19 protein-coding genes are annotated in these 23013 nt (G+C 59.9%); 13 read left to right on the forward strand and 6 right to left on the reverse strand.

Translation table 11 applies throughout. From position 1 onward, the window contains the following. The first annotated feature begins 453 nt into the window (after positions 1–453). Positions 454–1512 carry a MerR family transcriptional regulator gene (locus tag BS626_RS01810; protein WP_075180689.1) on the forward strand — a complete coding sequence of 353 codons (1059 nt, stop codon included), beginning with the start codon at positions 454–456 and terminating at the stop codon, positions 1510–1512. A 178-nt stretch (positions 1513–1690) separates the two neighbouring features. Here the strand turns inward: BS626_RS01810 and BS626_RS01815 are convergent, their stop codons facing one another. After that, entirely contained in the window at positions 1691–1945 is a 255-nt protein-coding gene (locus tag BS626_RS01815; RefSeq protein ID WP_075180690.1) for a hypothetical protein, read from the reverse strand. A 651-nt stretch (positions 1946–2596) separates the two neighbouring features. On the opposite strand from BS626_RS01815, the gene BS626_RS01825 reads away from it, so the two are divergent. From BS626_RS01825 to mtr, 7 genes are all read left to right on the forward strand, one after another. After that, entirely contained in the window at positions 2597–4021 is a 1425-nt protein-coding gene (locus BS626_RS01825) for an OprD family outer membrane porin (protein ID WP_075180692.1), read from the forward strand. After that, positions 4018–4332, forward strand: coding sequence for a ChiQ/YbfN family lipoprotein (gene chiQ, locus BS626_RS01830; protein ID WP_075180693.1), 315 nt, complete (start codon positions 4018–4020; stop codon positions 4330–4332). The genes BS626_RS01825 and chiQ overlap by 4 nt, the downstream gene beginning before the upstream one ends. Positions 4333–4348: 16 nt before the next feature. Further along, entirely contained in the window at positions 4349–7018 is a 2670-nt protein-coding gene (locus BS626_RS01835) for a beta-N-acetylhexosaminidase (protein WP_075180694.1), read from the forward strand. A gap of 106 nt (positions 7019–7124) precedes the next feature. Next, positions 7125–8207: a LacI family DNA-binding transcriptional regulator gene (locus BS626_RS01840; RefSeq protein ID WP_075180695.1), complete on the forward strand. Its 1083-nt coding sequence runs from the start codon at positions 7125–7127 to the stop codon at positions 8205–8207. Positions 8208–8325: 118 nt separating this feature from the next. Then, positions 8326–11406, forward strand: coding sequence for a beta-galactosidase (locus BS626_RS01845; RefSeq protein ID WP_075180696.1), 3081 nt, complete (start codon positions 8326–8328; stop codon positions 11404–11406). Between the two features lie 52 nt (positions 11407–11458). Next, a complete protein-coding gene (locus BS626_RS01850) occupies positions 11459–12709 on the forward strand; it encodes an MFS transporter (protein WP_075180697.1) in 1251 nt (416 codons plus the stop codon). Positions 12710–12817: 108 nt separating this feature from the next. Next, positions 12818–14056: a tryptophan permease gene (gene mtr, locus BS626_RS01855; protein ID WP_075180698.1), complete on the forward strand. Its 1239-nt coding sequence runs from the start codon at positions 12818–12820 to the stop codon at positions 14054–14056. A gap of 46 nt (positions 14057–14102) precedes the next feature. On the opposite strand, the gene fur is transcribed toward mtr, so the two are convergent. From fur to ybfF, 4 genes are all read right to left on the reverse strand, one after another. Next, positions 14103–14546 (reverse strand): ferric iron uptake transcriptional regulator, encoded by a 444-nt coding sequence (gene fur / locus BS626_RS01860; protein ID WP_075180699.1) that lies wholly within the window; start codon positions 14544–14546, stop codon positions 14103–14105. 358 nt (positions 14547–14904) lie between these two features. Beyond that, positions 14905–15435, reverse strand: a complete 531-nt coding sequence (fldA, locus tag BS626_RS01865; RefSeq protein ID WP_075180700.1) for a flavodoxin FldA — start codon at positions 15433–15435, stop codon at positions 14905–14907. Between the two features lie 146 nt (positions 15436–15581). Then, a complete protein-coding gene (gene ybfE / locus BS626_RS01870) occupies positions 15582–15872 on the reverse strand; it encodes a LexA regulated protein (protein ID WP_075180701.1) in 291 nt (96 codons plus the stop codon). A gap of 142 nt (positions 15873–16014) precedes the next feature. Continuing rightward, a complete protein-coding gene (ybfF, locus tag BS626_RS01875) occupies positions 16015–16779 on the reverse strand; it encodes an esterase (protein ID WP_075181106.1) in 765 nt (254 codons plus the stop codon). A 225-nt stretch (positions 16780–17004) separates the two neighbouring features. Between ybfF and seqA the strand changes: the two genes are divergently transcribed. Together seqA and pgm are read left to right on the forward strand one after the other, a co-directional pair. Then, positions 17005–17565, forward strand: coding sequence for a replication initiation negative regulator SeqA (gene seqA / locus BS626_RS01880; RefSeq protein ID WP_075180702.1), 561 nt, complete (start codon positions 17005–17007; stop codon positions 17563–17565). Between the two features lie 24 nt (positions 17566–17589). Then, positions 17590–19230 carry a phosphoglucomutase (alpha-D-glucose-1,6-bisphosphate-dependent) gene (gene pgm / locus BS626_RS01885; RefSeq protein WP_075180703.1) on the forward strand — a complete coding sequence of 547 codons (1641 nt, stop codon included), beginning with the start codon at positions 17590–17592 and terminating at the stop codon, positions 19228–19230. Between the two features lie 79 nt (positions 19231–19309). Here pgm and kdpE read toward each other — a convergent pair whose 3' ends face one another. Continuing rightward, positions 19310–19987: a two-component system response regulator KdpE gene (gene kdpE / locus BS626_RS01890; RefSeq protein ID WP_075180704.1), complete on the reverse strand. Its 678-nt coding sequence runs from the start codon at positions 19985–19987 to the stop codon at positions 19310–19312. A gap of 260 nt (positions 19988–20247) precedes the next feature. On the opposite strand from kdpE, the gene BS626_RS01895 reads away from it, so the two are divergent. The 3 genes from BS626_RS01895 (at position 20248) to phrB (ending at position 22998) form a co-directional block, all read left to right on the forward strand. Then, positions 20248–20454: a YbfA family protein gene (locus tag BS626_RS01895; protein WP_075180705.1), complete on the forward strand. Its 207-nt coding sequence runs from the start codon at positions 20248–20250 to the stop codon at positions 20452–20454. A gap of 145 nt (positions 20455–20599) precedes the next feature. Further along, positions 20600–21553: a 2-thiouracil desulfurase family protein gene (locus BS626_RS01900; RefSeq protein ID WP_075180706.1), complete on the forward strand. Its 954-nt coding sequence runs from the start codon at positions 20600–20602 to the stop codon at positions 21551–21553. A 14-nt stretch (positions 21554–21567) separates the two neighbouring features. Continuing rightward, the gene (gene phrB, locus BS626_RS01905; protein ID WP_075180707.1) at positions 21568–22998 is read left to right on the forward strand and encodes a deoxyribodipyrimidine photo-lyase; all 1431 of its coding nucleotides are present in this window, start codon (positions 21568–21570) and stop codon (positions 22996–22998) included. The last annotated feature ends 15 nt before the right edge of the window (positions 22999–23013 follow it).

The raw sequence follows: 23013 nt of genomic DNA on the forward strand, positions 1-23013 counted from the left end.
CGGTGTGTCATCTGCTCAGTGCGGGGCTGCTCAGGCGGCCCCGCATTTTTTTGTCGGTCAGTCCAGCCTTCCCCGTGCATATGGAGGGTCGACTTTAGCGCGTTCCAGCCCTCCCTGCCGCGACCACGCCGCCCGGACCTTTCGCCACGCTGATTCGTCAGGCAAACGCACACCTTGCTGCAATCCACTGCTGCAGCGCGATCGCCAGCAAGGCTGTCGCCCATGGCCGGTCCTGAGCCGCATCCCCGATGCGGCTCAGGACCGGCCATGGGCGACAGCCACGGGTGGGAACGCCATGACGATAAACGCGGCCGTACGACCCGCCTACGCCCGGCCTGGGGCGGATAAAGCATACCGAAACGACGCCAGGCGGCGTTTTTTTGCATAACGTGTTGACCCTCACGTAACGTCAGGCGCCAGAGTGGTGGCACTGGCAAAGGAAAAGGAGCAGTTATGTTGATTCAGGTGGGTGAACTGGCGAAACGAGCCGGTATTAGCGTGAGGACCTTGCATCACTATGAGCAAACAGGGCTGTTGCTGCCGTCTGCCAGAAGCGCGGCAGGTTACCGGCTTTATAACCTGGCGGATGTGCAACGCCTGCACATGATCCAGGCGCTGGCCAAAGCGGGGCTGCCCCTGGCTGAAATCAGAGGATTTCTGGAACAGGCGTCGCTGTCATTAAGCGAGCTACTTGATGTGCAAATCACGCTGCTGGATAAACAGCTGCGCAGCATACACACACTGCGCGACCGGCTGGTGGCGCTGCGTACCGGCCTCACCGACGATGTGACGCCGGATCTGGAATCCTGGCTACAGACTCTGGAGTTAATGAACATGTACGATCGCTGGTTTAGCAAAGAAGAGTTACAGCAGCTGCCGTTTGCGCTGAACAAGGAGGCGCTGGCGGATATCTGGTCAGGGCTGGTTGCTGAGGCAAACGCGCTGCTGGAACAGCGCATTCCTGTTACCGATCCGCGGGCAAGGGACCTGGCGACGCGCTGGATGGAACGGCTGGAGCAGGACACCGCGGGCAAGCCGGAGTTTCTCACCCGGCTGAACGAGATGCACATCGTTGAACCGCAGATGCAGGCCCAGACCGGCATCACTTCGCCAGTGATCGATTACATTACGCGGGCGTTTGCCGAATCGAAGCTGATGCTCTGGGAGAAGTATCTCTCTGCCGAAGAGATGGCCTTTACCCGGGCGCACTACTTTGACCGCATGATGGAATGGCCGCCGCTGGTAGCGAAATTGCACCGGGCGCAGCGGGAAAATCGCGAACCTGCCTCAGAGGAGGCGCAAAAGCTGGCTGAACACTGGCTGGTGCTGTTCCAGTCGTATGCGGGCACGACCCCGGAGACTCAGCAAAAGTTTCATACTGCTATGCAGCGGGAGCCGGATCTGATGAAAGGAACATGGATGACGCCAGCGGTGCTGGCCTGGCTCCAGCAGGCGATCGGGGTGATGATGCAGAGACGTTTCTCTGCATCAGGTGACTCACCGATTCGCTAACGTCGCTTCCCGGTCAGGCACAGAACGGGAGTCAGCCGGGGAGGGGCCGCAATTTCCGGCGACTTACCCGCCGCTCGCAGCCTGCCGGCAGACGTGCAATACAGCGCGAAAAAGGTGGGGGGCCAGCACCGGTCCGGCGTTCCACTTCAGACCCCATCCGTTTGCCCGCAACGCGGGTTTACGGTTTGCTGAACACGCTTTCCGCCGGGCGAACAGCAGCGGGCCAGTTCCGCGCGGCGGCCAGCACCTCCCCGTTACCCGAGGAAAGGTGCGTTATTGACGCGATGCGGCACCGAAGCCGCAGAGAGGCCAGCACGATCCCGACGCTGGTGGCGATGACCATACCAAACGGCGCGGTCAGCGACATGCAGATCATCAAGATGCCGCCTTCTGGTGCGCCGCCGCAGGGGATCACCTTATGCGCCTCACGCATCTGTCAGGCCATTTTCAGCAGCGGGGTGGCCAGGGGGAAAGCCGCCGCCGGGTAAACCGCAGGGCGGCGATCGGCAGGGCGCAGGGCTCCGGTACGGAGTGCATAGCCGCCGAAACGGGGGTATCGCCTCCGCGCGCACGGTTGCCGCAGATCGGACGATGACAAACGCATCTCGCTGCGTTCGTCGTCGCGCACATTCCAGCAAGGTTTGGCATGGCTGAAGCTGATGTCATTTTCTGCGGCCGGTCCGCCGTTGGCCATACCGTCACGGTGCTGACAGACGCGCGCCATTTTACGGCGATTTACCCGTGCAATTGCGCGTTACGCAGGTGGTTATCTAAAAATTAAGCTACAAGTCAAAATTTTATATCGCAAAATAAGTTGCTCAGAGTGAGCGTTCTCCGCGTTCGCTGTATGAATTCATTGAGTAACAAATTCCTTTAATTGCAACTATTTACAGTATATTGCGATTTTCATCGTTTTTGTGCTTCCGGTCATGCTTTGACAATATTGCCACTGAGATGCATTGATAATTCGCGTCGTGAAAAATATCCTGAATCCCGACATCCGCCGGACTTTACCGCGCGGTGTTCCCGCTTATTATCCATTTTTGCCCGCTAAGGGTTTGTTTTGTCAAAGAGGAATGAAACGATGCGCAGCCCAGTTGGCCGGCGCAAGGCGTATGCCTGCGCGATGGTTTTATGCGCGACGGCCGGTGGCGGCCTGCCACCCCCGGCCGTCGCGAGTGGATTTGTGGATGATGCGTCGCTAACCGGTGGACTTTACTACTGGCAGCGCCAGCGCGACCGGAAAAACACCGATCCCCACAGCGATCGCTACCGGCAGTATGAGGCGAACCTGCATCACGCCACCTTCAACGGCAGTCTCGATTTCAGTTCGGGCTATGCGGCCGATCTGCTCGGTCTCGATCTGGCGGCGTTTGGCGCACTGGAAATGGCCAACAGCGGTCCGGCTGCACCGAATGAAATTGGCTTCAGCAACGCCAAAACTCGCTGGGATGAGCGCTGGGACGGCGATCGCAGTGGAATGAGTCTGTATCGGGCGGCGGTAAAATTACACCATCACGATCTGTGGCTGCGCGGCGGCTATTTGCAGCCGACCGGACAAACGCTACTGGCGCCGCACTGGAGCTTCCTGCCCGGGACCTATCGCGGCGTGGAGGCAGGGATCGTGCAGCGTGTGGCGGGCGTGGGCGATCTCTCACTGTCCTGGATGTGGAGTGATGAATACAAGGCCCCGTGGTATCGCAACATGTACCGCTTCCGTAAAGCCGACGGCGTTACTGGTATCCCATGGTTGCAGTCGGTGGGTGCCAAACTGCAATTTTCTTCACGGCTGTCGCTGGAGGCCGCTTACGGACAGGCGGCGCGTTACATGGATCAGTATTTTGGCAAAGTGGCGTGGACGGTACCGCTGGCCGGGCGCGATCTACGCACCAGCTATCAGTTTTACGGCGCAAAAGATCGGGAACACGGCGGCGTCGGTAGCGCAAATGATGTCTACGACGGGCTGGCCTGGCTGCAGGCGCTGACGCTGGGCTATACCGCCGGTCCGTTCGATCTGCGCCTCGAAGGGACCTGGGTCAAAGCCGAAGGGAATCAGGGGTTTTTTCTGCAGCGTATGACTCCCGCCTATGCCAGTTCAAATGGCCGACTGGATATCTGGTGGGACTCCCGCTCTGACTGGAACGCCAACGGCGAGAAGGCCATTTTCGCCGGCGTGCTGTATGACCTGGCGGGCTGGCAGCTGCCCGGCTGGGGCGTGGGGACCTCGATGGCTTGGGGGTGGGATGCGAAACCCGCGTCAAACCCGGCTTTTAACCAGCATCAGCGGGTGCGCGAATCTGCCTGGAATCTCGACCTGCTGTATACCGTGCAGGAGGGATTGGCCAAAGGCACCCTGTTTAAACTGCACGTTACCCGCTACCAAAACCACAGCGATTTGCCCAGTTTTAGCGGCGGCTACGGCAATCTCTTTCAGGATGAAAAAGACGTGAAATTTATCGTAATGGCACCTTTTACCCTCTTCTCTCCCCAGCAGGGAGGCCGCCGATGAAACGTCAGGTGCGACATGCGCTGCTGGCGCTGGCGCTGGCCGGCTGCGTCAGCGCGCCGGCGGAGGATGGACTGCGGGAGGCCTGGCGTCGCTGCATCCTCTCCGCGGAGGGATCGATCGACAAAGTGGCCGCCTGTAAAACCGTGCTGGAGGTGATGCAGCAGCACCCGCGCCACCGCTCCTTTGCCGAGCAGGAGACGGTGCGGGTGCTGGATTATCAGCGCTGTCTCACTGCCCGACAAACCGGCGGCGCCGGGGCGATTAACGAGCAGTGCGGCAGGGTGTGGCAAGAGATACGCAACCATAACTGACACAGGGGAGTGAAGCATGAAGCGAGGCAAACTCAGCGCCGTGGCGCTGGCGATCCTGGCGCTGACGGGCTGCAGCCGCGGCGCGTTGGAAAGCGATCGGCAGGTGGTGGAGCAGATTAGCCAGTTTGGTGTGCAGTATCAGGTCACCGACAATCAGGCCGGCCAGCACGGCGTGGACTGCGCGGCGCTGGGCGCGGACTGGGCCGCCTGTAATCGGGCGGTGATCCGCCTGACCAATCCCGGCCCGGCGATCACCAGCAAGCGTTGGGCGATATGGATGAGTCAGGTACACCAGGCCCTGCGCGTTGACAGCGATCAGTTCCGGCTGACGCACGTAGTGGGCGATCTTACCCGGCTGGAGCCCACCGCCAAGTTTCGCGGCATCGCCGCCGGCGAAACCCTGGAGATCCCCCTTGTGTTGGAATACTGGCAGGTGGGCATCAGCGATATTATGCCGCGCTGGTATGTCACCGCCGGGGAGGCCGCGCCGAAGGTCCTAGCGAGTACCGATACCGAGGATCTCAGCCGCTTTGTCCAGCCGTTTGGTGATCAGTGGCGGAAGAACGGCGACGACCGCAACGTGCTGATGACAGCGGAGAGTCGCTTTAATAAAAATCACGATGTGCTGCCGCTACCCGCCGCGCGGCTGCGCGGGGCGATCCTGCCGACGCCGCAGCGCACGACGCTCACCGGCAAACAGGCCTCGCTCAGCGGCGGCGTGCATATTGCTTTGCCGGGGCTGAGCGAGGCGGAGCAGCAGGCGCTGCGCCAACATTTTCAGCGTATGGGCCTTTCGTTCCGACCGGACGGCTATCCGATCCAAACGGCGATCGCACCGGCGGCCTTTTCCGGGCAGCAGGCGATTGCCGGTGCCTACCGGCTGGCGATCACGCAGCAAGGGGCGACGGTAACCGGCTATGATGCAAACGGCGTGCGCTACGGGGTGATGTCGATCGCCTCGCTGCTGCCGGCTGAGCCACCGTACCGGCTGCCCACGCTGCGGGTAGAGGACGCACCGCGCTTCCCTTACCGCGGGGTGTTTCTGGATGTCGGGCGTAATTTTCACAGCAAAGCGGTGGTGCTGGCGCTGCTTGACCAGATGGCGGCGCTTAAGCTGAACAGGTTTCATTTTCACCTGAGTGATGATGAGGGCTGGCGAATTGCCATCCCCGGTCTGCCGGAGTTAACCGAAGTGGGGGGACGGCGCTGCCACGATCTCAGCGAGCAGCGCTGTCTGCTGCCTCAGCTGGGTTCCGGTCCGGAGAGCAATAACAACGGCAGCGGCTTCTACCGGCGCAGTGACTATATCGATATCCTGCGCTATGCCAGCGCGCGCGGCATCGAGGTGATTCCGGAGATCGATATGCCCGCTCATGCCCGGGCGGCGGTGGTGGCAATGGAGGCTCGCTATCAGCGCCTTACCCGGGCGGGTCGCGAGGAGGAGGCCCGCGCCTGGCGCCTGCGGGATCCGAGCGATACCTCCAATACCACCTCGGTCCAGTACTACGATCGCACCAGCTACCTGAATCCCTGCCTGCCGTCTTCTTTGCGCTTTGTCGATAAAGTGATTAGCGAGATCCAGGCGATGCACCGCGAAGCGGGCGTGCCGCTGACCACCTGGCACTTTGGCGGCGACGAGGCGAAAAATATTCGCCTTGGCGCTGGCTATACTGACAGCCGGCATCCCGAGGCGGGAAAAGGCGTGCAGGATCTCAGCCAGCAGGATCAGCCCTGGGCCAAATCTGCCGTTTGCCAGGCGTTGGTGTCCTCGGGACAGGTCAAGGATTTAGCCCACCTGCCGAGCTGGTTTGCACTAAAAGTGAGCCAGCTTGTTCACCAGCATGGTATTCCGCGTATGCAGGCGTGGCAGGATGGCCTGAAGGCGGCCGCCAGCGCGCGTGACTTTGCCACGCCGCGGGTGGCGGTTAACTTCTGGGATACCCTGTTTTGGGGCGGGGCGGAAAGTGTGAATAACTGGGCCAATAAGGGTTACGAAGTCATTATTTCCAATCCTGATTACGTCTACCTGGATTTTCCCTACGAGGTCAATCCGCTGGAGCGCGGCTACTACTGGGGCACCCGGTTTAACGATGAGCGCAAAATCTTCAGCTTTGCGCCTGATAACCTGCCGCAAAATGCTGAAACGTCAGTCGATCGCGACGGGCATTCGTTCAGCGCCGAAGCCAGCACCCCATGGCCGGGCGCGTTTGGGCTGTCGGCACAGCTGTGGAGCGAAACTGTCCGTACCGATGAGCAGGTACAGTCTATGTTGTTCCCACGCCTGCTGGCGGTGGCAGAGCGCAGCTGGCACCGCGCCGGATGGGAGCAGGATTACGTAGCCGGGCGGCGCTACGAGGGCGGTAAAACCCACTTTGTCGATCGGCAGGCGCTGCTGGCCGACTGGCGGCATTTTGCCAATTTGCTCGGCCAGCGCGAGTTGGCCAGGCTGGATAACGCGGGGATTGTCTGGCGCGTACCGCCGCCAGGCGGCGTCATTCGCGACGGGGTGCTGCGGGCTAACGTGGCGCTGCCCGGTTTGCCGATTGACTGGTCTGCCGATGGCGGCAAGCAGTGGCAGCGCTACGATGACCGCACTCCGCCGCGGGTGAGCGGTGCCGTGCTGATCCGCACCAGCAGTCCGGATGGTCAGCGGCACAGCCGCAGCGAGACGGTGCCCTGGCACTGAGTAGTGCGCGCGTGGGGGAGCCCACGCGCGCAGTGACCCTCTTATCTGCCCATTATCGGCAAAATTTGCTACTCTGCCGACGTCCATTCGTCAGGCGTAACTCCAGATGATTAAAGCAAAATCGGTCACCCTATACGACGTCGCCGATCAGGCGGGCGTTTCTTATCAAACCGTCTCGCGGGTGATAAACCAGGCGGCACACGTGTCGGCCAAAACCCGTCATAAGGTTGAGCAGGCAATGGCGGCGCTCAACTATGTTCCCAACCGCGTGGCGCAGCAGCTGGCCGGTAAACAGAGCTACACGCTCGGGTTAGCCACCACCGACCTGGCCCTGCACGCACCGTCTCAAATTGCCTCATCGATTAAAGCGCGGGCGGAAGCGCTGGGGTTTAACGTCGTCATATCAATGGTGCGCGAGCCGCACGGTGAGACCTGCCGCAGCGCCGTCAACAGCCTGTTGTCGCAGCGGGTAGACGGTATCATCGTCAATATCCCGCTGGAGGATGCGGAAGCCGCGGCGCTGCAGCAGGCATGCGGCGTCGTACCGGCCCTGTTTCTCGACGTATCTCCGGCGCTGGCGGTCAACAGTATCCTGTTTGATCCGGGGCAGGGCGCACGGCTTGGCGTCGGGCACCTGCTGGAACGGGGCCACCGGAAGATTGCGCTGGTCACCGGGCCGCGAGAGTCGGTTTCCGCCCGTCTGCGCTATGAGGGGTGGCTGAACGCGCTGGCCACTCACGGCCTGACGCCGGCCGGCGTCGCCGAGGGGGACTGGAGCGCTGCATCCGGCTACGCCTGTACCCGCAGCCTGATGGCGCAGGGCGCCGTCACCGCGATCCTGCTGGGCAATGATCAAATGGCGCTGGGGGCGCTGCGCGCGCTGAGCGAGCTGGGCTATGCCGTGCCGGCGCAGGTGTCGGTGGTAGGGTACGATGATACGGAAGACAGCGCCTGGTTTATTCCGCCCCTGACCACGGTACGACAGGATTTTCTTAGCCTTGGCGCCGCCAGCGTCGAGCGGCTGGTCGCGCAGATTCGCTCGCCGCAGCAGCCGCATCGGGTCGATGTTCTGGCGGTGACGCTCAGCCAGCGGGAGACTACAGCGGCGCCCGGCGATGGCCAGTCGCCGGCGCAGCTGGCCCGCGCCCTGAGCGCGCTGGCGCATCAGGTCAGTAAGCTTTCTCTGTAATTTGCCGGAGTGTGATCCTCTTCAAGTAAATAAGCCGGGCTGCTTTACTTCATTCCGGTGTCCGCGCAGGCTGTATTTAAAATTGTGAGCGGATAACATTGTAGGGGAGCACATACGTATGACACAGGGATCTCTGGCGGCACTGCTGGCGCGTCGCGACTGGGAAAATCCGACGGTCACGCACTGGCACCGGTTGGAGGCGCACCCGCCTTTTCACAGCTGGGCAGACCCGCTGGCGGCGCGCGACGATGCGGTGCCTGAGCGCCGGCGCAGTCTGAACGGAGCGTGGCAGTTCAGCTACTTTTCCCGACCGGAGGCCGTGCCCGAACGCTGGCTGCAGGAGGATCTGCCGGATGCGGCGGCGATCCCGGTGCCGTCCAACTGGCAGCGGTTTGGCTATGATGCGCCGATTTACACTAACGTTAACTACCCGATAGCCACCACGCCACCGCAGGTACCGGAAGAGAATCCAACAGGATGTTATTCGCTCACATTTGATTGGGACCGCCGCGCCGCCGGCGATCGCCGTACCCGCATAATTTTTGACGGCGTAAATTCGGCGTTTCACCTGTGGTGTAACGGCGTCTGGGTAGGCTACTCGCAGGACAGCCGCCTGCCGGCGGAGTTTGATCTGACCGATCGGCTGACTGACGGTAGCAATCGCCTGGCGGTGATGGTGCTGCGCTGGAGCGACGGCAGCTGGCTGGAAGATCAGGATATGTGGCGCATGAGTGGGATCTTTCGCGACGTCTGGCTGCTGCAAAAACCGGATATCCACATTGCTGATTATCAGGTCGAGACTCCGCTCAGTGAGGATTTGCGTCGCGCCGAGCTGGCGATGACGGTCAGCCTCGGCGGCCGCGGTTATACGGATGCTCGCGTGCAGCTGCAGCTGTGGCAGGATACCGTTCTGCTGGGTGAGATCGATGCGGCACCGGGCAGCGCTATTATTGATGAGCGCGGTCATCGCGCGGAGCAGGTGACGCTGCGTCTGCCGCTGGAGAACCCGCGCCTGTGGAGTGCCGAAGAGCCGCACCTGTACCGGGCGGTAGTGAGTCTGCGGGATGCCGGCGGTCAGGTGCTGGAGGCAGAGGCCTGCGATGTGGGCTTTCGCCGCGTGCGCATCGAGAACGGCCTGCTGACCCTCAACGGCCAGCCGCTGCTGATTCGCGGCACTAACCGTCACGAACATCATCCTGAACAGGGGCAGGTGGTGGATGAAGCCACTATGCGTCAGGATATCATGCTGATGAAGCAGCATAACTTTAACGCCGTACGCTGCTCCCACTACCCTAATCATCCGCTGTGGTATCGCCTCTGCGACCGCTACGGGCTGTATGTGGTGGATGAGGCCAACATTGAAACTCACGGTATGCAGCCGATGAACCGGCTGAGTGACGATCCGCGCTGGCTGGCAGCGATGGGGGAGCGGGTTACGCGCATGGTGCAGCGCGACCGCAACCATCCGTCGATCATTATCTGGTCGCTGGGAAATGAGTCCGGTTACGGTCGCAATCACGATGCGCTGTACCAGTGGGTGAAACGCACCGATCCAAGCCGACCCGTGCAGTATGAGGGCGGCGGTGCTGACACGCCCGCCACCGATATCGTTTGTCCAATGTATGCCCGTGTTGATCAGGACCAGCCCTTCCCGGCGGTACCCAAATGGTCGATTAAAAAGTGGGTGGGCATGCCTGGCGAAACCCGTCCGCTGATTTTGTGCGAATACGCTCACGCGATGGGCAACAGCCTCGGCGGTTTCGATCGCTACTGGCAGGCATTTCGTCAGTATCCCAAACTGCAGGGCGGATTTGTTTGGGACTGGGTCGACCAGTCGCTGCTGCAGCATGATGCACAGGGCAACCACTGGATGGCCTACGGCGGCGACTTTGGCGACAAGCCTAACGATCGCCAGTTTTGCATGAACGGCCTGGTGTTTGCCGACCGCACGCCCCATCCGGCACTGTATGAAGCCCAGCGTGCACAGCAGTTTTTCCAGTTCAGGCTGGTTAGCCAGCAGCCGCTGCGTGTGGAAGTGGTTAGCGAATACCTGTTCCGTACCAGCGATAACGAGCAATTTTGCTGGCAGATTGAGGCCGATGGTGACGTGATTGCCCGCGGTGAACAGCCCCTGCGGCTGGCGCCGCAGGGCAGCGCGGTGCTGGAACTCGGTGAACCACCGGCGTGGCAGGGTGACGGCCAGCTGTGGCTGAACGTCACCGTACGGCAACCGCAGGCCACCGCCTGGAGCGATGCCGGGCACCGCTGCGCCTGGGATCAGTGGCAGCTGCCCGCGCCGCTGCGCATCATCCCGCGCGCCACCGTCGGCGGCGAACTGCCGCAGCTGCGCGAAGAAAATGATCAGATTATTGTGACGTTCGGCGCGCATCGCTGGCAGTTCTGCACGCAGCGCGGTGAACTGCAGCAGTGGTGGCATCACGGAGAAGCGGCGCTGCTTAGCCCACTGCGCGACCAGTTTGTGCGCGCTCCGCTGGATAACGATATCGGCGTTAGCGAAGCAGAACGTATCGATCCGAACGCCTGGGTGGAGCGGTGGAAAGCCGCCGGCTACTACCAGGCCGAAGCTGAACGGGTGAGCGTGAACGCCTGGCGTACCGCGCAGGGCGTCAGCGTCGAAACCGAACAGGCGTGGCGCTGCCGCGGGACGATCGGCTTTATTAGCCGCAAGCGTTTTGATATCGACGCCGCCGGCGATCTGCACGTGACGGTTGAGGTTCAGGTAGCGCAGGGTGCCCCGGCACCGGCGCGCATCGGTGTGAGCTGTCAGCTGGCGCAGGTGCCGGACCGGGTCAGCTGGTTGGGCCTCGGACCGCATGAAAACTATCCCGATCGCCGTTTGGCGGCCCAGCAGGGGCGCTGGCAGCTGCCGCTGGCGGAGCTGCATACGCCGTACGTGTTTCCGACCGAGAATGGCCTGCGCTGCGAGACCCGCTGGCTGGCGTGCGGCGATCATCAGTGGCGTGGTGACTTCCATTTCGGCCTGAGCCGCTACAGCCTGACCCAGCTGATGGAGACAACGCATCGCCACCTGCTGCGCGAAGAGCCCGGATGCTGGCTCAATCTGGACGGCTTTCATATGGGGGTGGGCGGTGATGACTCCTGGAGCCCCAGCGTAGCGCCCGACTTTGTGCTGAGCGACAGCCATTACCGCTATCAATTTAGCTGGTCCCGTCGCTAAGGGCGAACGGCAGGCGGCGCGGCAGGCGCGCCGCCGTCACTGAGGATTGATCATGACCTACCTGAGAAATACCAACTTTTGGATGTTTGGGCTGTTTTTCTTTTTCTATTTTTTCATCATGGGCGCCTATTTTCCGTTCTTCCCGATCTGGCTGCACGACGTCAACCAAATCAGTAAGAGCGATACTGGGGTCATTTTTGCCTGTATCTCCTTCTTCTCGCTGGTGTTTCAGCCGGTATTTGGCCTGCTGTCAGATAAGCTTGGCCTGCGAAAGCACCTGCTGTGGGTGATTACCCTGATGCTGGTGATGTTTGCGCCGTTTTTTATCTACGTCTTCGGTCCGCTGCTGAAAACCCACATTCTGCTGGGGTCTATCGTTGGCGGGATCTATCTCGGCTTTATCTATAACGGCGGTGCACCGGCGATTGAGGCGTACATTGAGAAAGTCAGCCGCCGCAGCCAGTTTGAATTTGGTCGCGCGCGGATGTTTGGCTGTATTGGCTGGGCGATTTGTGCGTCGATCGCCGGGATCATGTTTACCATCAATAACCAGTTTGTCTTCTGGTTGGGATCGGGCTGTGCGCTGATCCTCGCGGTACTGCTGTGGTTTGCCCGCCCGCAGGCCGGACCGACAGAAAAGGTGGTGCAATCGCTGGGGGCTAACCATCACGCGTTTAGCGTGCGGCTGGCGTTGGAGTTGCTGAAGCAGCCAAAACTGTGGTTTTTATCGCTGTACGTGGTCGGCGTGGCGTGTACCTATGAAGTGTTTGACCAACAGTTCGCCAACTTTTTCACCAGCTTTTTTAGCTCGCCGCAGGAAGGCACGCGGGTGTTTGGCTATGTCACCACCCTCGGTGAGCTGCTGAACGCGTTTATCATGTTTTTCGCGCCGCTGATTGTGAACCGCATCGGCGGGAAAAACGCGCTGCTGGTGGCCGGGTTTATCATGTCGATTCGCATCATCGGCTCGTCGTTTGCTTCCACGCCGCTGGAGGTGGTGGTGCTGAAAACCCTGCACATGTTTGAAATTCCGTTCCTGATCGTGGGCTGCTTTAAATACATTACGACCCAGTTTGAGGTGCGTTTTTCCGCCACTATCTATCTGGTGTGCTTCTGCTTTTTCAAGCAGCTGGCGATGATGGGCATGTCGCTGTTCGCCGGTTACATGTATGACAAGGCCGGTTTCCACGGAACGTACCTGATGCTGGGTATCATCGCCGGAACCTTCACGCTGATTTCCGCGTTTACCCTTAGCGGGCAGGCATCGGCGCGTGCGGTCACGCCATCGGTCAGCAAGGGGTGATACCTTTGTACTAGTTTGAGAGTAAATTTGGTTGTAGACTGTGCGGCATATTGACCGGTTTTCCAGAGGATAAACCGGTTTTTTTGTCTGTTTGGCTAAGGATCGTTTGTGGCTAGCTCTACCCCTCACTCTCCCTCCATTATCTGGGGGACGTTGATTATCAGCGGTACCATCATTGGTGCCGGGATGTTCTCTCTGCCGGTGGTGATGTCCGGCGCCTGGTTTGGCTGGTCGCTGCTGGCCATGCTGCTGACCTGGGGCAGTATGCTGCTCTCCGGACTGCACTTTCTGGAGGCCAATCTGCACTATCCCAGCGGCGCCAGTTTTGCCACCGTCACCCGCGATCTGCTGGGGCGCGGCTGGAGCCGAATTAACGGCCTGTCGATTCTGTTTGTGCTGGGGATCCTCACCTATGCCTACATTTCCGCCAGCGGGGCTATCTGGCAGCACACCCTGAACCAGCTGGGTCTGCCGGTGAGCGCACGGACGGCCGGCGCCGGCTTTACGCTGCTGGTGGCGCTATTTATCTGGCTGGGCACCGGGGCGGCCAGTCGAATGACGCTGATTTTTTTGGGCGCCAAGCTTATTGCTTTTCTGATGATATTTGGCGGATTGCTTTGGCACGCCCAGCCGGCAGCGCTACTGGGAAGCTGGCCGGAGCAGCGGGCGTGGTTTCCGTACGTCTGGATGGTATTGCCATTTTGTCTGGCTTCGTTTGGCTATCACGGTAATATCTCCGGGCTGATGGTCTATTACCGGAAAAACGTCCGCAAGGTGGTGCAGTGCCTGGTCGCCGGCACCGTGCTGGCGTTGAGTATCTATCTGATCTGGATGACGGGCACCATGGGCAATTTGCCGCGCGGCGAGTTCGTGACGCTGGCGCAGCGCGGCGGCAATATTGATGTACTGGTGGAAGCGCTCTCCGGACTGCTAAACAGTCCGTGGCTGAGCCTGCTTTTGACGCTGTTCTCTACGTTTGCGGTGGCCAGTTCGTTTCTTGGCGTCACGCTGGGCCTGTTTGACTATCTGGCGGATTTGACCGGGGCGCGGGGCGACCGCTGGGGCAGGGCGAAGACCACTCTGCTAACCTTTGCCCTGCCGCTGGGCGCATCGCTGATCTGGCCGCAGGGGTTTTTAGTGGCCATTGGCTACGCCGGGCTGGCGGCGACGCTGTGGGCGGTGATCACGCCGGCGCTGCTGGCCCGCCAGGCGCGCCGGCGGTTTACCGATGGCTGGCAGGCACCGGGTGGACAGACAGCGGTGCTCTTCGTGCTGGCGTTTGGCGCGCTGAGTATCATCACGGCGCTGCTGTCGCTGGTCGGCTGGCTGCCGGTGTATGCCCGCTGAAGAGATAAAAAAACCGGCGCGGGGGCCGGTTTTGCTCGGTGATGGATCACTTATCGTGCAGCGTGTCATCTTCGCGACAGTCACCGGTGGTGCAGTGACCGTACAAATACAGACTGTGGTTACTCAGCTTGATGCCGTGACGGGTGGCAATCTCGCGCTGGCGGGTTTCGATTGACTCATCGCTAAACTCAATCACTTTGCCGCAATCGAGGCAGATCAGGTGGTCGTGATGATGCTGCTGGGTCAGTTCAAAGACTGACTTACCGCCTTCAAAGTTGTGGCGAGTCACGATACCGGCGTCGTCAAACTGGTTAAGTACGCGATATACCGTGGCAAGACCAATTTCTTCGCCCATGTCGATCAGGCGCTTATACAAGTCTTCCGCACTGACGTGATGGCACTCAGGTTCCTGAAGCACTTCCAGGATTTTCAGTCGCGGAAGAGTGACTTTCAGGCCGGCCTTTTTTAATGCGATGTTATTGTCAGTCATGCGGATATTGTCCTGTTACTTTTTTCGAGACCTGGCGTGGCAGCGTGCCGTGAACACCGGTCAATTGCGGTTAGGCGTCACCCAGTATAGGGGGGATGACAAGAAATGAAAACCGGGGGAGCGTCTGAAGGGCCATAGCACCGCCAGTGGGTGCATCAGGGGAGCCAGCGCCCTCAGCGGAGGTTGACATTTCGCGTTGCTTGCCCCCTCCAGCGCGGGCGCAGGGGAAGGGAGTAAGCCGGTGAGCTATGAGGATATTGTACCGGTTTGACGGCGAAAGTTACAAACTTGTCACTATCATTTGTATCGGAAAAACCCATCGCCCGACGTGAGGCGGTGCGCACATCGGGCGGGACGATCAGGCGTTGAGAATGGCGTCGAGCTGCATCTCTTCTTTCACTTGCTTAACCCAGGCGTCAACGCGCTCATTGGTCAGCTCCGGCTGGCGGTCTTCATCAATTGCCAGTCCGAGGAAGTGCTGGTCGTCTGCCAGCCCCTTCGAGGCTTCAAAATGGTAGCCGGCGGTCGGCCAGTGTCCGACAATCACCGCGCCTTTGGGCTCAATGATGTCGCGCAGAGTGCCCATCGCGTCGCAGAAGTACTCCGCGTAATCTTCCTGATCGCCGCAGCCAAACAGCGCCACCAGCTTACCGTTAAAATCGATGTCTTCCAGCGTGGGGAAAAAGTCATCCCAATCGCACTGGGCCTCACCATAATACCAGGTGGGAATGCCCAGCAGCAGGATATCAAATGCCGCCAGATCCTCTTTGGTGCTTTTAGCAATGTCATGCACTTCGGCGACATCTTTACCCAGCTGTTTCTGGATCATTTTTGCAATATTTTCGGTATTGCCGGTATCGCTGCCGAAGAAAATGCCTACGATTGCCATGAGTTTACTAACCTCTTAATACATATTGATAGGGTGACTGCGGAGATGGCGCAGATGACGCAATAATAGCAGAGCGTCAGAGGCGACGAAACGCGTAATCTCGCGGCATTTGTCGCATTGTGCCCTGCTCACGTGCAGGATGGGGATCAGCGGCCCTCATCCAGATGCTGCTCCAGCTGCGTGAGCAGCATCTCTTCAATCAGCTCGCTGCGGCTCATGTTACGCGCTTCCGCTAACCGGTTCAGCGCATCGACCGCGTCGGCGTTCATCTTTAACTCCACCCGGCGCAGGCCGCGAACCCGATCGCGTCGGAGCTGATTGCGTTTATTGATCCGCAGCTGCTCATCGCGCGTCAGTGGATTGGTCTTGGGCCGTCCCGGGCGGCGCTCATCTGCAAAAAGATCGAGCGTGGTGCGGTCTGTCTGTTCTTTGGCCATAAATCTTGTTTGCTGCGTGGACGCGCCGGCGGCGCGTGAGTCGGTCCGGGTTCATTTGCCGGTGCGGCTGGCAAAATTAGCGCGACATCATACCCCTCCTTCGCGGGGACGACAATCTTTAAAGCACCTGGCAAGCGGTTGACTACAGTGCAAAAAAACGTCGGATGCTGCGCAGTACCGCGTCCGGCTTCTCGGCGTGAACCCAGTGTCCAGCTCCGGCAATCACGTGCGCACGGGCCTTGGGAAACTGAGCCAGCAGGGCATCGCGGTAGCGATCCTCCAGATACGGCGAGTCGCCACCGCGGATAAACAGCGCGTCACCTGACCAGGCGGGCACCGGCTGCCAGCCGGCGATGTGGCTGTACTCCTGCCACAACACCGGCACGTTAAAGCGCCAGCTTCCCTCGTGAAACGATTTCAGCAGAAACTGGACAATCCCCGGTTCGGGAATATGCTGCTGCATGATCTCGCTGGCGTCCTGACGGCGGGTGACCTGCGCGGCGGTGACGGCGTTCACCGCGGCAAAAATCGCATCGTGGCGACGGGTGTGGTAATCCACTGGCGCAATATCAATCAGCACCAGCTGCGCCAGTCGGGTCGGCGCCAGCGCCGTCAGTGCCATGGCAATCTTGCCGCCCATTGAGTGGCCAATCACGCTAACGCGATCGATACCGAGGTGATCCAGCGTGTCCAGCACGTCCTGCGCCATCGCGGCATAATTCATCTGATCTGCCCGCGGCGACAGGCCATGATTGCGGACATCGATCTGTACCAATGGACGATCGTCTTTGAGTCCCCGCGCCAGCCCACCCAAATTATCCAGGCTGCCAAACAAGCCGTGGATCAGTACCAGTGGGGGATGTACGGAGCGTAACTGTTCAGATTGCAAGCGGACATTCAAAATCATGGCAAAGTTCTTACTGAGGATGATAAAGCTTAGGGTATCATGATTTTTACCTTCGCTGTCGCCCCGGGGTGTCGGCTTTTTGCACAAGGCGTTAGACTTAATCTGACTTTTGCCTGCGAAGCCGGAGAACGCTACACGCTGTCGGGATTACCCCTTATACTCCTGGCGTGAGGTGTTACCCCGGCGGCGGCAACTCCTGAAAAGCCATATACGTACTGGAAAAAGATGAAAACGATCGAAGTCGATGAAGAGCTCTACCGCTATATTGCCAGCCATACGCAACACATAGGGGAGAGCGCCTCAGACATTTTACGCCGTATGCTTAGCGTCGCGGCCGGTCAGAAGCGTCTCCCTGCGGAAGCGGCGGCGACCCCTCCGCATCAGAACAGTGCGACACCCGCCCCGGCGCCGGTAAAAAAAGAGGCCGGTCATCCGCAGGGGAACGTACGGGCAATCCGCGAACTGCTGTTGTCGGATGAATATGCTGAACAGAAGCGGGCAGTGAACCGGTTTATGCTGATCCTGTCGACGCTTTACCGGCTGGACGCCAGGGCATTTACTGACGCCACCGAATCCCTCAGCGGGCGGACGCGTCTCTATTTTGCCGGCGATCAGCAGACGCTGTTGCAGAGCGGCGCCCAGACCAAGCCGAAACACGTACCGGGCACGCCGCTGTGGGTCATTACCAATACCAATACAGGTCGCAAATGCAGCATGATCGAACACATCATGCAGTCAATGCAGTTCCCGGCGGAACTGATTGAAAAGGTTTGTGGCACCCTTTAACTGTAGCGTCAGGGAGAAGCGCCAATGGCCACTCACCCCCGTGCCGGGCAGCCTGCCCGGCAGAGCGATTTGATTAACGTTGCCCAGCTAACGTCGCAGTATTACGTGCTTAAGCCCGACGTGGGTAACGCCGAACATGCGGTGAAGTTTGGGACTTCTGGTCACCGTGGCAGCGCAGGACGTCAAAGCTTTAATGAACCCCACATTCTGGCTATCGCGCAGGCGATTGCCGAAGAGCGCAAGAAAAACGGTATCACCGGGCCTTGTTATGTGGGTAAAGACACGCATGCCCTCTCCGAGCCGGCGATCCTGTCGGTGCTGGAAGTGCTCACCGCCAACGGTGTGGATGTCATCGTGCAGGAGAACAACGGCTTCACCCCAACGCCGGCGATTTCTCACGCGATCCTGAGCTGGAACAAGCGGGGCGGCGCGCAGGCTGATGGTATCGTTATCACGCCTTCGCACAATCCTCCGGAAGATGGTGGCATCAAATACAATCCGCCCAACGGCGGCCCGGCTGACACCAACGTCACTAAAGTGGTGGAAGATCGCGCCAACGCGCTGATCGCCGGCGGCCTGAAAGAGGTTAAGCGCCTGACGCTGGATGCCGCCCTCGCCAGTGGACACATTACTGAGCAGGATCTGATGCAGCCCTACGTTGAAGAGCTGGCGCAGGTAGTGGACATTGCCGCGATTCAACAAGCCGGGCTAAAAATTGGCGTCGATCCGCTCGGGGGCTCCGGCATCGAGTACTGGAAGCGCATTGCCAGCTTTTATAACCTGGACATTACGCTGGTTAACGATGCGGTGGATCAAACCTTCCGCTTCATGCATCTGGACAAAGACGGCGCGGTGCGGATGGACTGCTCCTCGCCAAGCGCGATGGCCGGCCTGCTGGCGCTGCGTGATAAGTTCGATCTGGCATTTGGCAACGATCCGGACTACGACCGCCATGGGATTGTCACGCCGGACGGGCTGATGAACCCTAATCACTATCTGGCGGTAGCCATTCACTATCTGTTCCAGCACCGTCCGCAGTGGGGCAAAGACGTGGCGGTGGGCAAAACCCTCGTTTCCAGCGCGATGATCGATCGGGTGGTGGCAGACATTGGCCGCACGCTGGTGGAAGTGCCGGTGGGCTTTAAATGGTTTGTCGACGGCCTGTTTGACGGCAGCTTTGGCTTTGGCGGTGAAGAGAGCGCCGGCGCCTCGTTCCTGCGCTTCGACGGTACGCCGTGGTCAACGGACAAAGACGGTATCATCCTCTGCCTGCTGGCGGCGGAGATTACGGCGGTCACCGGTAAGAACCCGCAGCAGCATTATGACGCACTGGCCGCCCGCTTCGGCGCCCCGAGTTATAACCGTTTGCAGGCATCGGCGACTTCGGCGCAAAAGGCCGCGCTGTCGAAGCTGTCGCCGGAAATGGTCAGCGCCGAAACGCTGGCGGGCGATCCCATTACCGCTCGCCTTACCAACGCACCGGGCAACGGTGCGGCCATTGGCGGTCTGAAAGTCATGACCGAAAATGGCTGGTTTGCCGCACGGCCGTCCGGAACGGAAGATGCGTACAAAATCTATTGCGAGAGCTTCCTCGGTGCTGAGCACCGCGAGCGTATTGAAAAGGAAGCGGTAGATATCGTCAGTGACGTGCTGAAAAACGCCTGATCGCAGGCCGGGGGCTGAGGGAACTCATCTGGCGATGGGGGTCCTCAGCCCTTTTTTTATGCGCCGCAGGCCGGGCTGCTCAGGGCATAAAACGGTAGCCAATGCCGGTTTCGGTGAGCAGGTGCTGCGGCTGTGCCGGGCTGACCTCCAGCTTCTGCCGCAAATGCCCCATGTAGATCCGCAGGTAATGGCTGTGTTCGGTCGCGTTGGGTCCCCACACCTGGCTGAGCAGCTGGCGCTGGGTCAATACTTTTCCGGCGTTGTTCAGCAGCAAGGCTAACAGTCGGAACTCGGTTGGCGTCAGGTGCAGCGCTTCTCCGGCGCGCAATACGCGGCGTGCGGCGAGATCGACCGTCACTTCGCCAAAATGGAAATGACTTTGCTGCGGGGTGCTGCCTGCATGGTGGCGAAGCGCCACCCGCACCCGCGCAAGGAGTTCGCCGCTGCCAAACGGCTTGGTGAGAAAATCATCCGCGCCGGCATCCAGCGCCACAATTTTGTCCTGCTCGTCGCTGCGGGCTGACAGCACGATGATCGGCAGATGGCTCCACTGGCGCACCTCTTCGATCAGGCGCAGGCCGTCGCCGTCCGGCAGACCGAGATCGAGAATGATTAGATCGGGTTTGCGCGTTGCCGCCTCAATCAGGCCACGCTGTAGCGTATCGGCCTCATGCACCTTCAGGGAGAGTCCCTCCAGCGCAATGCGCACAAAGCGACGGATCTCCTTTTCATCTTCAACTATCAGCACGGTGGTCAACCGGTCGATCCTCTCAAGGCTTCTGGATGCAGGCGAGCATAGCACGGAAGAATAACTGCGTCAGGCGCGGGCCGCGCACTGGGTAATAACATCCCGGCAGCATTTATGTAACTTACTTACATCAGCGCACAATAAAGCGGCTTTTTTACGCAAAAAAGTGGTCTGATCAGTAGTAAAATTTCATCAGTAGCGCTACAATTTTGAACAGTTTCAGATTCATTACATTTTTATGTGATTTTAATCAAATTTAAGGAGGACGTGTGGCGATCTATAACGCTTATCCCTGGCACAAAATTTTCCTGCGTCGTGCAGCAGCATTGACGGTAGGCCTGCTGGCGCTGCCGGTGATGCTGTTTCGCCGCGATCGCGCACGCTTCTACAGCTATTTGCATCGCGTCTGGAGCAAGACCAGCTCTCAGCCGGTGTGGCAGGCCCAGGCCGAAGCGGCCGGCAGTTACCTGTACTGATTCGGTGATGAAGGCCTTGATGACATGACCACTAACCCACGCTTGCGTGGGTTTTTTTTGGGCTTTCATACGGCGAAAGGCTGTTATCGCCGGGCATCCAGGTTACACTCAAAACCTGTACAAAATAAAAAATGGTTGTATAGGTATGAGTGATAAAATTCCTGTCGGCATCAGTGCCTGTCTGCTAGGCGATACGGTGCGCTTCGATGGCGGTCACAAACGGTGTCTGTTCGCGACCGATCAACTCGCCTCTTTTGTGCGTTATGAACCGGTGTGCCCGGAGATGGCTATCGGTCTGCCCACCCCGCGCCCGGCGCTGCGCCTGGTGCAGAAAGATGACGCCGTCGCCCTGTGCTTCAGCAAAGAAGGGGGCGAGGACATCACCGCCAGAATGCGTGATTTCGCCACACATAAAGTCAGCCATCTGCATCATCTGTGCGGTTACCTGGTGTGTGCCAAGTCCCCCAGCTGCGGTATGGAACGGGTGCGGGTCTACCAGCCGGACAATAACAACAACCGTAAAGAGGGCGTTGGCGTCTTTACCGCCGCGCTGATGCGTGAGATGCCCTGGCTGCCGGTGGAAGAGGATGGCCGCCTGCATGATGATGCCATCCGCGAAAATTTTGTGGAGCGGATCTGCGCGCTGCACGAACTGAACCAGATTATCGATCACCAGCTGACGCGGCAGGCGCTGTATGATTTTCACAGCCGCTATAAGCTGCTGTTGTTAGCCCATTCGCAGCCGCTGTACCGTGAACTGGGGCCGTTTGTCGCCCATATGGCCGACTGGTCCTCACTGCGGGAGTTCGCGCTGGCCTACCGGCAGAAACTGATGACGCTGCTGGCGCATCACGCCACCCGGGAAAATCACACCAACGTGCTGATGCATATTCAGGGGTACTTCAGCGATCGCCTCAGCGCCGCGCAGCGCAGCGAACTCTCCGATCTGATTGATCGCTACCGCCGCGGGCTGCAGCCGCTGCTGGCCCCGGTTACCCTGCTGAAACATTATCAGGCCGAATACCCCCACCCCTGGCTGGCCCAGCAGCGCTACTTTGAACCCTATCCGGAGGCGCTGCGCTTGCGCTACGGCCGGTAAACCGCGGAGGAAAGATGAAAACGCATCTGGTTTGGCTGCGTAACGATTTGCGCATGCACGACAATACGGCTTTGCATGCCGCCTGCCGGGATAGCGAGGCCCGCGTGCTGGCACTGTTTATCGCCACGCCGGGGCAGTGGGAAGCGCACCATATGGCGCCGAAGCAGGCGGGCTTTATCCAGGAAAACCTGCGTCAGCTCAGCGCGGCGCTGGCAGAGAAGGGGATCCCTCTGCATTATCGCCAGGTCGATCGCTTCAGCGATGCGCTGGATGCGCTGCAGCAGTTCTGCCAGCAGCAGCAGGTCGATCAGCTGTTTTATAATTATCAGTACGAAATCAACGAACGTGACCGCGATGCGCAGGCCGAGCGGCGACTGACCGCGGCGGGCGTGACGGTCCAGGGCTTTGATGACAGCCTGCTACTCGCGCCGGGCAGCGTGCTGACCGGCGGTGGGGAAATGTATAAAGTCTTCACCCCCTTTAGTAAAGCGTTCGTCAAACGCCTGCAGGCGCAGCTGCCGCCTTGTCTGCCAGCGCCAAAGAAGCGCACCAGCGACGCGGGCCAGGGGGATGCCATTGCCCCCTTTGACTATCCCTGCGAACATTGGGATGACACGCTGTTTCCGGCCGGTGAGACCGCGGCGCTCGCCCGGCTGCGGGAATTTTGTCAGCAGCCGGTAGTCGGGTATGCCACTGGACGTGATTTTCCGGCGCGCGACAGCACCAGTCGCCTGTCAGCGTATCTGGCCTGCGGCGTGCTGTCACCGCGCCAGTGCCTGCATCGCCTGCTGCATGAGCACCCGCAGGCGCTGGGAGATACCCAAGCGTTCGTCTGGCTTAATGAGCTGATCTGGCGCGAATTTTACCGTCATTTGCTGGTTGCCTGGCCGACGCTGTGCAAGCACCGCCCGTTTGTCGACTGGACGGATGGCGTAGCCTGGCAGTCTAATGCCGCGCATCTGCAGGCGTGGCAGGAGGGCAAAACCGGTTATCCAATCGTCGATGCCGGTATGCGTCAGCTGAAAGCACTGGGCTGGATGCACAACCGCCTGCGGATGATCGTTGCCAGTTTTCTGGTGAAAGATCTGCTGATTGACTGGCGAGAGGGGGAGCGCTGGTTCATGTCCCAGCTGATTGATGGCGACCTTGCCGCAAATAACGGTGGCTGGCAGTGGGCGGCGTCAACCGGTACCGACGCGGCCCCCTATTTTCGCATTTTCAATCCCACGACCCAGGGTCAGCGCTTTGATGAAGCGGGCGAATTTATTCGTCGCTGGGTTCCGGAGCTGCGTGAGGTGCCGGCGTCGGCAATTCACGATCCTCACGGCTGGGCAAAGAAAATGGGGCGCAGACTCGATTATCCGCAGCCGATCGTGGATCATAAGGCCGCACGTAAAGCGACGCTGGCGGCCTTCGAGGCCGCAAAGCATGACAGCGCCGGATAGCGCCGGCGCAGGGAG

Source organism: Pantoea sp. 1.19 (assembly GCF_001922585.1).
In the GTDB taxonomy this organism is placed as follows: Bacteria; Pseudomonadota; Gammaproteobacteria; order Enterobacterales; family Enterobacteriaceae; genus 1-19.